The organism is Limimaricola sp. (assembly GCF_016125575.1).
Classification (GTDB): domain Bacteria; phylum Pseudomonadota; class Alphaproteobacteria; order Rhodobacterales; family Rhodobacteraceae; genus WGLM01.
The window spans coordinates 117929-129659 of record NZ_WGLM01000007.1 but is presented as its reverse complement, the minus strand read 5'-3'; the positions used below and the strand labels follow the sequence as shown (position 1 = coordinate 129659).

General features: G+C 65.6%; 9 protein-coding genes. 2 read left to right on the top strand and 7 right to left on the bottom strand.

The window, feature by feature from the left end; genetic code table 11:
- Positions 1-481 precede the first annotated feature (481 nt).
- Positions 482-1333, top strand: a complete 852-nt coding sequence (locus GC146_RS17700; RefSeq protein ID WP_291841427.1) for a lytic transglycosylase domain-containing protein — start codon at positions 482-484, stop codon at positions 1331-1333.
- A 5-nt stretch (positions 1334-1338) separates the two neighbouring features.
- Complete coding sequence (locus tag GC146_RS17695; RefSeq protein WP_291841426.1) at positions 1339-2769, top strand: UbiA family prenyltransferase; 1431 nt, start codon at positions 1339-1341, stop codon at positions 2767-2769.
- On the opposite strand, the gene GC146_RS17690 is transcribed toward GC146_RS17695, so the two are convergent.
- The 7 genes from GC146_RS17690 to GC146_RS17660 form a co-directional block, all read right to left on the bottom strand.
- Positions 2766-3800, bottom strand: coding sequence for a lysine-2,3-aminomutase-like protein (locus tag GC146_RS17690; protein WP_291841425.1), 1035 nt, complete (start codon positions 3798-3800; stop codon positions 2766-2768). The two genes, GC146_RS17695 and GC146_RS17690, sit on opposite strands and share 4 nt — an antisense overlap.
- 45 nt (positions 3801-3845) lie before the next feature.
- Positions 3846-4583 carry an SDR family NAD(P)-dependent oxidoreductase gene (locus GC146_RS17685; protein WP_291841424.1) on the bottom strand — a complete coding sequence of 246 codons (738 nt, stop codon included), beginning with the start codon at positions 4581-4583 and terminating at the stop codon, positions 3846-3848.
- Positions 4580-5878, bottom strand: coding sequence for an FAD-binding oxidoreductase (locus GC146_RS17680; protein WP_363241837.1), 1299 nt, complete (start codon positions 5876-5878; stop codon positions 4580-4582). The genes GC146_RS17685 and GC146_RS17680 overlap by 4 nt, the downstream gene beginning before the upstream one ends.
- A 202-nt stretch (positions 5879-6080) precedes the next feature.
- Positions 6081-6722 (bottom strand): 3-oxoacid CoA-transferase subunit B, encoded by a 642-nt coding sequence (locus GC146_RS17675; RefSeq protein ID WP_291841423.1) that lies wholly within the window; start codon positions 6720-6722, stop codon positions 6081-6083.
- Entirely contained in the window at positions 6722-7426 is a 705-nt protein-coding gene (locus GC146_RS17670; RefSeq protein ID WP_291841422.1) for a CoA transferase subunit A, read from the bottom strand. The genes GC146_RS17675 and GC146_RS17670 overlap by 1 nt, the downstream gene beginning before the upstream one ends.
- Before the next feature lie 70 nt (positions 7427-7496).
- Positions 7497-10106, bottom strand: a complete 2610-nt coding sequence (gene topA, locus GC146_RS17665) for a type I DNA topoisomerase (RefSeq protein WP_291841421.1) — start codon at positions 10104-10106, stop codon at positions 7497-7499.
- 113 nt (positions 10107-10219) lie between these two features.
- Positions 10220-11662, bottom strand: coding sequence for a TrkH family potassium uptake protein (locus GC146_RS17660; protein WP_291841420.1), 1443 nt, complete (start codon positions 11660-11662; stop codon positions 10220-10222).
- Between the last annotated feature and the right edge of the window lie 69 nt (positions 11663-11731).

Below are 11731 nucleotides of genomic sequence, written 5' to 3'. Positions count from 1 at the left end.
CAGCGCGGTGGTGCCTTGGCCGACGGAGGCCATCACGGCGATGCCGAGGCCGACGATGGCGGCGGTCAGCACGACCCAGTCAACGGTGACGGCGCCATCTTCGTCGGCGCGGAAGTTTTTGATGAAGTTCAGCATGTCAGTTTCTCCACAAGGGTTGCTCAATTAGGTCCTCGTCGGATCCGCCTGCACCTGCCTCACTGGCACAGTCTCCGTCTTGGATGCTGTGATATAGCCCGTGGAATGGGGCGGGATTTGGGCATCAATCGTACAATCTTGAAGCACGACAATATTTCGTTATCATTTATTTAACGCATTGAAATGTAATAGAAAGAATTTGCTTTTTTGGCGCGTTTCGATGCGCTGCGTTGCCTGTTTGCGCGCCCTGCCGCGCAAATGGCGGGGGCTGATCGGCACCGGCTATGCGCGGGCGCGGTTTTTTGCGATGCTGGTGTCAAGAAGAATATGACGAGGCAGAGCGCGTATGACGCGATGGTTGCAGGGCCTGGCATGCGGGGCAGTTCTGGGTTGTGCGCTTGTCGCGCCGGTCGGGCTTTGGGCGCAATCAGCGCCCGCAACGGATTTCACCTTTCACATGGTCAAGGTGCCGCCGCCGGGCAGCTCGCGGCGCATCACCGTGCAGATCGATCCGGCCGAACAGGCCGCGATGCTGGCAGCACGCCCTGCCACGCCGCCATCCGCGCCGGAAGAGCCTGCCACCCCCGATGCCGCAGCGCCCGCCCCGGTCGACGACTGGTTCTGGTCGCAGATCTCCCCGCGGCTTGCCGATAGCGGACCGGGACGGCTCGACCCCGCGCTGCGGGCATTGAGCGCGGCCCCCGCAGGACAGCAGGTGCCCCAGCCGCGCCTGCAGGACCTTCAGGCGATCGCAAGCGCCCACGGACGCGAGATTCTGGCCGCCACCGTGGGCACGCAGGTGTCGCCCGCGCTGGTGCTTGCGGTGATATCTGTCGAAAGCAGTGGTGAGACCGCAGCGGTCAGCAAGGCCGGCGCACAGGGTTTGATGCAGCTGATGCCCGACACAGCCACCCGCTTTGGCGTGGCCGACAGTCTGGCCGCAAGCGACAACATCAAGGGCGGTGTGGCCTATCTCGATTTCCTGATGACCCGTTTTGCGCGCGATCCCATCCTTGTTCTGGCCGGCTACAACGCGGGCGAGGGGGCGATCCGCGACAATTCCGGCGTTCCCGACTTTCCCCAGACGCGATCCTATGTTCCAAAAGTCCTCGCCGCATGGCAGGTGGCGCGAGGATTGTGCATGACACCACCGGAATTGATGACCGACGGCTGCGTCTTTGCCGTGAACGGAGGCTGACACCCTTGCCCGATACCCGACCGCTGGTGCTGGACGTCGACGGTACCTTTCTGCGCACTGACATGCTGATGGAGTGTTTCTGGGCGGGCCTTGGCCGTGCGCCGCTGGCCACGTTGCGGGCGGTCTTCGCGCACATGCGCGACCGCGCCGCGCTGAAGGCCGCCCTTGCCCGGATCGCACCCCTGCGGGTGGACCTGCTGCCGGTCAACGCGCAAGTGGCTGAGCTGGCCGAAGGCGCTCGCGGTGAGGGACGCGAGGTGATCCTCGCCTCGGCTTCGGACATCAGTCTGGTCGGCCCGCTGGCCGATCACGCCGGCATGGACGGGGTACTTGCCTCGGACGGGGTGACCAATCTGCGGGGTGAGGCGAAGGCAAGCGCACTGACAGACATTTTCGGCAAGGGAGAGTTCATTTACGCCGGCGACTCGCGCACCGACCTGCCGGTCTGGCAGGCCAGCGGCCATGCCATCGTCGTGGGCCATGCGGGCGGGGCCGCACGCAAGCTTGCGGGTGGACGCGTTGGCGTGACCGAACTGGCCCACGGCTGGCGCTGGGTTGACCTTGCGCGGGCGATGCGCCCCCACCAGTGGGTCAAGAACGCGCTGCTGATCCTGCCGATGCTGGCAGCACAGGATTTCGGCCTTGCGCCGCTGTTGCTGGTGCTGCTGGGCATCGTCGCCTTCTCGGCGGCGGCCTCGTGCATCTACATCGTCAACGATCTGCTTGATCTCGAGGCAGACCGGCTGCACCCGACCAAATGCCGCCGCCCCTTTGCCAGCGGCAAGGTGCCGATCGCGGCGGGCATGGTTGCCTGCGGTGTTCTGGGTCTGCTGGCGCTGGGCATCGGTGCCGCACTGGGATGGAAATTCCTTGGCGTCGTGGTGCTCTACATGATCCTCAGCCTGGCGTATTCGCTGCGGCTCAAGCGGCTGCGCTGGGTCGATATCGCCACACTTGCGGCGCTTTACACACTGCGCGTCGTTGCAGGGGCGGCAGCAAGCCAGGTTGATGCTTCGGTCTTCATGCTGGTCTTCATCTTCCCGGTCTTCCTGACACTGGGCTGCGTCAAGCGTCTGACCGAACTGACGCTGGCCAAGACTGACGAGCGGTTGCCGGGGCGCGGCTATGGCCGTCTGGACCGGGGCGACCTGTTGAACGTGGCAAGCCTGGGCATGGCCGGTGCGATGGTGATCTTCTTCATGTATTCCTTCAGCGATCAGGCTCGCGCGCTTTATCCCAACCAATGGCTGCTTTGGATGGCCGAGATTCCGATCGGCGCGTGGCTGTTCCGGATGATCCGTCTGGGCTATTTCGGTCAGCAGGATTATGACCCGATCGTTTTTGCCTTGCGCGACAAGCGCGGCATCGGGCTGCTTCTGATCACGCTGGCGCTGATGTTCTTTGCCGCGGGCCTCTGGCCGCGCTTTTTCGGCTAGCGCGCCGGATCGTCGTAGCGGTGGTGGTGCCCGGCGGGGTCGGTCACCTGCCAGCCCGCGCCATCACGCACCAGGTAGTCGGGGCCGATGGGCACCTTGCCGTGCCCGCCGGGGATGTCGAGGACATAGGTCGGCAGCGCCAGCCCCGACAGCCGCCCGCGCAACGCCGCCATGATCACCTGCCCCTCGGCCAGCGTCGTGCGGAAATGCCCCGTGCCGCGCGCTAGGTCGCAGTGGTGCAGGTAGTAGGGCTTGACCCGCAACGCGACGAGGCTGCGAAACAACTCTTCCAGCGTGGCCGGGTCATCGTTGATCCCGCGCAGCAGCACCGTTTGCGACAGCAGCGGGATGCCCGCCTCCGCCAGCCGTGCCAGCGCCGCGCGGGCGGCGGGCGTCAGTTCCTGCGCGTGGTTGATATGCACGACGAGGTAGGTCGCGGGGTGCGCGCGCAAGGCGGCGATCAGTGCAGGTGTGATGCGCTCTGGCGCCACGACGGGGCCGCGGCTGTGCAGCCGGGTGACGCTGACATGCGCGATCCCGGCCAAGCGTCCCAGCAGCGCGCCCAGCCGCCGCGCTGACAGCGTCAGCGGGTCGCCTCCGGTCAGGATCACCTCGCGCACTGCGGGGGTCGCCGCGATGTAGTCCAGTGCGGCGGCAAGTTCGGGCGCGGGCAGGGGCCCCGCCGCGCCGACGGTTTCGCGCCGGAAGCAGAAGCGGCAATAGACATCGCAGGTCTGCGTGACATGCAGGATTACCCGGTCGGGGTAGCGGTGGGTCAGGCCCGGGGCAGGGCTGTGCGCGCGGTCGCCGATGGGATCGGTGCGCTCTTCGGGCCGAATTGTCAGTTCGGCAGCGTCCGGCACGAATTGTCGCCCGACCGGGTCGTCCGGCGTTTCCATTGCCTCCTGCATGGCGGGCGAGATGCGGATGCGGAACGTCTCGGCGACACGCGCCAAGACCGGCTCTGCTGCCGGGTCGGCAAGGCCCGCGCGGGTCAAATCGGAGAGCGTTGTCAGGGCAGGGCGGGTCATCGGCGGACCCCTATCGTGCCGGGCCGGCCTATGACAAGGCGTCCCTCAGAACGTCATCTTCTTGAAGATCGGTTCCGGGATCGCGCGAACCACTGCCATCACCAGCCGCCAGATGCCGGCCGTGTAGATCACGTTGCGGCGCTTGGCGAGTCCGCGGGCAATGTCGCGCGCCACCACCTCGGGCGTTGTCGAAAGGGGCTGTTTCGGCCCGCCCCAGGTCATCGCGGTGTCGACCGGGCCGGGCTTGACCGTCATCACATGCACGCCCGACCGGCCCAGCCGGTTGCGCAGGCCCGAAAGATAGGTGGCAAAGCCCGCCTTGGAGGCGCCGTAAACATAATTGCCCAGCCTCCCCCGGTCGCCCGCGACGGAACCCACGCCAACCACGCGGCCGGCGCCGCGAGTTTCCATCATCGGTGCGATGGCTGTGAGGAACTGGGCGGGGCCGGTAAAGCTGTCGGTCACCACGCCCGCGATCATCGCGGGATCGGCGTCGATGGCGGCCTGCTCAGGCATCGAGCCCACGAAGACCGCGACCGAAACGGCGCCGCTCAGCGACGCGGCCCGGTCGAGGATGGGGGCGAAGGTGTCGGGCTGGCGGGCGTCGAAGGCCATTGCCTCGGCCATCGGCGCGCCGCGCAGCCGGGCATCGGCGGCGGTGGCGGCGATGTCGTCCATGTCGCGACCGCAAAGGAGAAAGCCCGAACCGTTCGCGGCCTCTTGCCGGATGAAGGCCCGCGCGATCGACGAGGTCGCGCCCAGGATGATCCAGGTCTCTGTCATGCCGGGTCCCTCAGGCGCAGACGGCGGACGATGTCAGTCTCCAGCGCGCGGTCGGGATCGGCGGCGCTTACGGCGGCCTGCCAGTCAGCAAGTTCGGGATACATCGCGCGGACCTGCGCGGCCCCGGCCAGCGAATCCTTAGCGAAGTAAATCCGCCCCTCTGCCGCGATGGCGAGATCCTCGAGCGCGGCAATCAGGCTGCGCGCGGCGGCGCGGTTGGGAAAGTCGACGGCCAGCGTGTAGCCCTCCATCGGGAAGGACAGCATCCCGGCGCGCCCCGGTCCCATGCGTTTGAGCACCGCCAGCGGCGAGGCCAGGCCCGACTGTGCGATGGCGCGCAGCATGTCGCGCAGCGCGTCTTTCTGCGCGGGGGGCACGACGCACTGGAACTGGTGAAAGCCGCGCTTGCCGTAAAGCCGGTTCCAGTCATGGATCCGGTCGAGCGGAAAGAAGAAATCGGCCTGCGCGCGGGTGACGGTGCGCCCCTGCGCCGGAACGCGGGCATAGTAGGCAGCATTAAAGACCCGCACCACAGGCGAGGACAGCGCAAAGCCCGGCGCATCCAGTGGCACCTTGCGCGACCGGCCCGCCGGCGGCAGCGACGCGTCCGAAATCTCGCCCTCCTCAAGGATGCCGCGGCCAAGCCGGGCGCCGGTTGCGGTCGCGTCGATCCAGCCCACGGTGTAGCTCGCGTCGCTGGAATCGAGGAGCGCGATATGCTCGTCCCAGCCCTCGACGCGCTGTTCGCGCACGCGCATCGTGCGGCCCTTGGCCGGGATCAGCCGCAGCGTGGCCGCTGTAATGATGCCTGTCTGCCCCAGCCCGCCGATGGTGGCGCGCCAAAGCGGATCGTCGGGGCCGATCGGCCGCGCCTCGCCCCCGACGATCAACTCGATCTCGGCCAGATGCATGCCGAAGCTGCCGGCGCCGTGGTGATTCTTGCCGTGCACATCCATCGCGATGCAGCCGCCCACGGTGGCAAAGCCGGTGCCAGGCATCACCGCGGGTAGCCAGCCGCGCGGCGCCAGCAGCTGGGCCAGTTCACCGATGCGCGCCCCGGCCTCGACACGCAGAAGACCCGTCGCGGCCTCCAGTTCCAGCACGCGGTCGAGCCGCGTCATGTCGATGACCTTGCCGCCGCCGTTCAGGGCCGCGTCGCCGTAAGAGCGGCGATTGCCAATCGCGGGGGCCGCGGCGCCGGCCAGCGCCGAGCGCCGTTCGGGCCGGGCGACCGCGGCGGTGCTTTTCAGCGCACGGCCCCAGCCGGCAAGCTCCATCTCCTTCCAGCGCATCATGCCCTCCGGGCGCGCCGGAACGGCGCGTGGCAGGGCAGGGGAAGGAGGGGAATCGGGTGCGTCATCGGTGCGCCGATAGCGACAGAATGGGGCAAGATCATGACGTTGTTGCCAAGCGCGAAACAATCGGTCCGGTGCGCCCCGCCGAGGCGGCAGGTGCCTCCGGCGGGAGTATTTCGGGCAAGATGAAACCGCGGCCCGTTCAGACGACCGTCGCTTCGGTGGCCGCGACGATATCCTCGTAGGTGACGCCGGGGGCAAGCTCCACCACCTGCAGCCCCTTGTGCGCCACGTCGAGCACGCCGAGGTTGGTGATGATGCGGTCCACAACACCCTTGCCGGTCAGCGGCAGGGTGCAGGCCTTGAGCACCTTCGATTCACCGTGTTTGGACGTGTGGTCCATCACCACGACGACCCGACCCACGCCCGCGACAAGATCCATCGCGCCGCCCATGCCCTTCACCAGCTTGCCGGGGATCATCCAATTGGCCAGATCACCGGTTTCGCTAACTTCCATCGCGCCGAGGATCGCCATCGCGATCTTGCCGCCGCGGATCATACCAAAGCTGGTCGCGCTGTCGAAATAGGCGGTCTTGGGCAGCTCTGTGATGGTCTGCTTTCCGGCATTGATCAGGTCGGCATCCTCTTCGCCCTCGAACGGGAATGGGCCCATGCCCAACATCCCGTTCTCGGATTGCAACGTCACTTCGACGCCTTCGGGAATGTAATTGCTGACAAGCGTCGGGATGCCAATGCCGAGGTTGACATATGTGCCGTCCTGCAGCTCCTGCGCGGCGCGGGCGGCCATCTGGTCGCGCGTCCAGCCCTTGATCGGATCCGCCATCACGCCTCCTCCTTCTTGCGCGTCGTGCGCTGTTCGATCCGTTTTTCGTGCTCGCCCTGCACGAGGCGATGCACGTAGATGCCGGGCAGGTGGATATGGTCGGGGTCGAGGCTGCCGACGGGAACGATTTCTTCCACCTCGGCCACGCAGACCTTGCCGCACATCGCCGCGGGCGGGTTGAAGTTACGGGCGGTCTTGCGGAATACGAGGTTGCCGGTCGCGTCGGCCTTCCACGCCTTTACGATGGCGAGATCAGCGAAGATCCCGTGTTCGAGGATGTAGGTCTGGCCGTTGAAATCCTTGTGTTCCTTGCCCTCGGCAATCACCGTCCCCACGCCCGTCTTGGTGTAGAAGCCCGGGATGCCTGCGCCGCCCGCGCGCATCCGCTCGGCCAGCGTGCCTTGCGGGTTGAATTCCAGTTCCAGCTCGCCCGAGAGGTATTGCCGCATGAACTCGGCATTCTCGCCAACGTAGGACGAGATCATCTTCTTCACCTGCCGGGTTTGCAGCAGAATCCCGATGCCGAAATCATCGACGCCCGCATTGTTGGAGGCGAAGGTCAGATTCTTCGTGCCGGCATCGCGGATCGCTTCAAGCAGCAGTTCGGGAATGCCGCAAAGGCCAAAGCCGCCGGCGGCGATCAGCATGCCATCATGCAGCAACCCGTCGAGTGCTGCGGCGGCGGAAGGATAGATCTTCTTCATCGGGACCTCTTGCGCGTTTGGCAAACTTGTGGCGCTGGCCCCGGGCAGAGTCAATGCTGCGGCGCGGCGCTCAGCCCTCGCCCTTTTTGGCCGCAGTCTTGCGGGCTGGTGTCTTTTTCGCAGTGGTCTTTTTCGCGGTGGTCTTCTTGGCGGCGGCCTTTGGCTTCGCCGCGGTTTTCCGGGCAGGTTTCTTGCCCTTTTTCGCGGCCTTCTCGTTGACCAATTCGACGGCCATGTCGAAGGTCACGTCCTTTGGGTCAGTGTCCTTGGGGATTGTCGCGAAGACCTTGTTCCACTTCACGTAAGGGCCATAGCGACCCTCCATGACCGCCAACGCGCCACCCTCGGGATGCTCGCCCAACTCCTTGAGCGGTGCAGCCGCCGCGCCGCGCCCACCGCGCCCGGCCTTCTTTTGCGCCAGCACTTCGACGGCGCGGTTCATGCCGATGGTGAAGACCTCGTCGACATCCTTGATGTTGGCATAGGTCGTGCCGTGCTTGACGTAGGGCCCGAAACGGCCGATTGCCGCCTCGATCATCACGCCGTCGTCGGGATGCGGCCCGACTTCACGCGGCAAGTTCAGAAGCATCAGCGCTTTTTCAAGGTCGATACTGTCCGGCTCCCAGCCTTTGGGCAGGCTGGCGCGCGGCGGCTTGGGCACATCCTCGGTTGCCTCGCCGCGCTGGACGTAGGGCCCGAAGCGGCCGTCACGCAGCGTGATCGCGTCGCCCTCGTCATGGCCCAGAAGGCGGCCATCGGGCGGAATCGCTGTCTCTTCCATGCCCGGCGGGCCGAATGGACGGGTGTAGCGGCATTCGGGGTAATTCGAACAGCCGATGAATGCCCCGCCCGAACGCGCGGTGCGCATCGAGAGCTGCCCCTTGTGGCAGACCGGGCATAGCCGCGGGTCGCTGCCGTCTTCCTTCGGCGGGAAGAGGTGCGGCGCAAGGACTTCGTTGATCTTCTCCAGAACCTCGCCGATGCGCAGGTCGGCGGTTTCGTCCAGTGCCGCCTTGAAATCGCGCCAGAAGCGGCGAAGCACGGCCTTGTACTCGGCCTCGCCTGAACTGACCTCGTCGAGCTGGTTTTCCAGATCGGCGGTAAAGTCGTATTCGACGTAGCGACGGAAGTAGTTCGACAGGAAGGCGATCACCAGCCGGCCCTTGTCCTGCGGGATCAACCGGCCCTTGTCCTTGCTGACGTAATCGCGGTCCTGGATCGTCGTGACAATGCTGGCATAGGTCGAGGGGCGGCCGATCCCCAACTCTTCCATCCGCTTGACAAGCGTCGCCTCGGTATAGCGCGGCGGCGGCTGGGTGAAATGCTGTTCGGGCGTTACGTCCTTCTTGGCGGCTGCCTCGCCCTGCATGATCTGCGGCAGACGGCCCTCATCATCGTCGACGACCGAATCGTCACGACCTTCTTCGTAGATCGCGATGAACCCTTCGAAGAGCACGACCTGACCCGTGGCACGCAACATGACCTGCCCGTCCGCACTGCCCACGTCGATTGTCGTGCGTTCCAGTTGCGCGGCGGCCATCTGGCTGGCCAGCGTGCGCTTGTAGATCAGGTCATAAAGCTTGCGCTGATCGGCATCCGAGATGCGCAGCTTTTCGGCCGACAGCATCATGTCGGTAGGCCGGATGCATTCATGCGCTTCTTGCGCGTTCTTGGCCTTGTTCTTGTACATCCGCGGGCTGGACGGAAGGTATTTCTCGCCGAACTTTTCACGGATCGCGTCGCGCGCGGCCATTACCGCCTCGGGCGCCATGTCGATGCCGTCGGTCCGCATGTAGGTGATCAGGCCGGCCTCGTAGAGGCGTTGCGCGGCACTCATCGTGGCCTTTGCGCCCATGCCGAACTTGCGGCTGGCCTCCTGTTGCAGGGTCGAGGTCATGAAGGGCGGCGCGGGGTTGCGCGTGGCGGGCTTGGCCTCGACTGACTGCACGGTCAGGTCACGCGCCTTGATCGCCTGCACGGCAAGGTCCGCCTGCGTGGCGTTGGCAAGATCGAACTTGTCGAGTTTGCGGCCCGCGTAATGGGTCAGCCGTGCCTCGTATTCCTGCCCGCGCGGGGTGGTCAGGATCGCCTTGACGGTCCAGTATTCCTGCGCCCGGAACGCCTCGATCTCCATCTCGCGCTCGACGATCAGGCGCAGGCAGACGGACTGGACCCGACCCGCCGATTTCGCGCCGGGCAGCTTGCGCCAGAGGACAGGGCTAAGCTCGAAGCCGACGAGATAGTCCAGCGCGCGACGCGCCAGGTAGGCCTCGACCAGAGGTGCGTCGACTTGCCGGGGATGCAACATCGCCTCGGTCACGGCGGACTTGGTGATCGCGTTGAAGGTCACGCGGCTGACGGCGGTGTCCTTGCGGATCGCCTTGCGCGCGGTCAGCGCTTCTTGCAGGTGCCACGAGATGGCTTCGCCCTCGCGGTCGGGGTCGGTCGCGAGGATCAGCGCGTTGTCGTCTTTCAGCGCATCCGCGATGGCCTTGACGTGTTTGCGGCTGTCGGGCGAAATCTCCCACAGCATCGCGAAATCGTCGTCCGGATTAACCGATCCGTTCTTTGGTGGCAGGTCTCGGACATGGCCGAACGAGGCCAGCACCGTGTAGTCGGACCCGAGATATTTGTTGATTGTCTTGGCCTTGGCCGGGGATTCGACGACGACGACGGGCATGGGCTACCTGACTTTTCAACCGAACGGATTGGGCGCGGACCATGTGGGGGGGCGGTGCCGAATGTCAATGGCAAGGCTGGGGCAAGGCCGGACGCAGCTCCGTGAGCCTGCCGTCAGCGCCAGAGCGACCGCATGAAAAGCGCCAGCACCACCATGATCTCCAGCCGTCCCACGATCATGCAGATCGCCAGCACCAGAAGTGATGCGTCGGGCAAGCTCTGAAACGTGCTGGCCGGCCCGATGACATCGCCCAGCCCCGGGCCGACGTTGGCCAGCGCCGTCAGCGCGCCTGACACGGCCGTGACGAAATCGTTGCCCTGCGCGGCCAGTACCAGCGTGCTCATCGCCAGCACACCGGCGAAACTGGCGCTCATCACCAGCGAGGCGTTGAAGATGACCGGGTCGATCCGTTCGCGCCCGTAGCGCAAAGGGAAGACGCCGTGCGGATGGATCAGTTCTTTCAGCGAGACGTTCACCATCTTGGCCAGCACGATCAGCCGGTAGATCTTCAGCCCCCCGGCGGTTGAGCCCGCACAGCCGCCAAAGAAAGTGAGCGTGAAGAAAAGCGGCCCCGACAGACTGCCCCATGCCGTATAGTCGCCCGCGGCATAGCCCGTGGTCGTCAAGATCGAAATGACGTTGAACACGTCTTCGGACAACGAGCGCGGCGTTGGAGAGGTGGCGCCGTCCCGAGCCACCAGCAACAGCGCGACAGCGCCTGCGATAATGGCAAAAAACCACACGACCTGCGGATCGAGTTTGAGGTTCTTGCGCGACAGAAACAGCGCTACGAAAAGCGTGAAGGGCAACCCCGCCAGCGCCATGAAGACCGAGCCAACCCACAGCGTGGCGCTGTTGGGGAAGAAACCCATCGAGGAATCGTGGGTCGAGAAGCCGCCCGTCGACAATGTGGTCATCGCGTGGTTGATCGCGTCGAAGGGCGACATTCCGGTCAGCCGGTAGCCCAGCGCGCAGGCCGCCGTCAGGCCCACGTAGATCACCACGATGGCGCGGATGATCGCGGCGGCGCGCGGCAGCACTTTTTCCGAGCGGTCAGAGCTTTCCAGCCGGAACAGTTGCAGACCGCCCACGTTGAGGAAGGGCAGCACGATCAGCCCCAGCGACAGGATGCCTGTCCCGCCGAACCATTGCAGCAGCGAGCGCCAGACCAGCGTACCGCTGTCGAGGTGGTCAAGTCCGGTCAGCACGGTCGAGCCGGTCGTGGTAAAGCCCGACGCGGTCTCGAAGATCGCCGCGGCGATGCTCAGTTGCGCAGGGCCCAGCACCAGCGGTGCAATCACTGACACGGTGATGCCCCACCACAGCATATTGACCAGAATGATGCCGAAGCGGGGGGTGAACGTGGTCTTTGCGCCGTAGGTGGCCATCGCGATCAGCAGCCAGAACAGTCCGGTCAGCAGGGCCGACAGGCCGAACTCTTGCCAGTGCTCGCCGGTCACGCCAAGGTCGACCGCGGTCGGAATCAGCATCGCGGCGGCGAGGACCAGCCCGACCACACTGGTGACATGCAAGGCGGTGCGAAGATCCTGTCCCATCGCCGCACTGTTAGGCGCCCGGTGCAGGGACAGGCAAGGGGCAAGGCTGACGGAGGCACGGCCGGGTGT

Coding starts and splice junctions, on each gene's coding strand:
- GC146_RS17700 (WP_291841427.1), top strand. CDS start 482: ATGACGCGATGGTTGCAGGGCCTGGCATGCGGGGCAGTTCTGGGTTGT.
- GC146_RS17690 (WP_291841425.1), bottom strand. CDS start 3,800: ATGACCCGCCCTGCCCTGACAACGCTCTCCGATTTGACCCGCGCGGGC.
- GC146_RS17685 (WP_291841424.1), bottom strand. CDS start 4,583: ATGACAGAGACCTGGATCATCCTGGGCGCGACCTCGTCGATCGCGCGG.
- GC146_RS17680 (WP_363241837.1), bottom strand. CDS start 5,878: ATGATGCGCTGGAAGGAGATGGAGCTTGCCGGCTGGGGCCGTGCGCTG.
- GC146_RS17675 (WP_291841423.1), bottom strand. CDS start 6,722: ATGGCGGATCCGATCAAGGGCTGGACGCGCGACCAGATGGCCGCCCGC.
- GC146_RS17670 (WP_291841422.1), bottom strand. CDS start 7,426: ATGAAGAAGATCTATCCTTCCGCCGCCGCAGCACTCGACGGGTTGCTG.
- topA (WP_291841421.1), bottom strand. CDS start 10,106: ATGCCCGTCGTCGTCGTCGAATCCCCGGCCAAGGCCAAGACAATCAAC.
- GC146_RS17660 (WP_291841420.1), bottom strand. CDS start 11,662: ATGGGACAGGATCTTCGCACCGCCTTGCATGTCACCAGTGTGGTCGGG.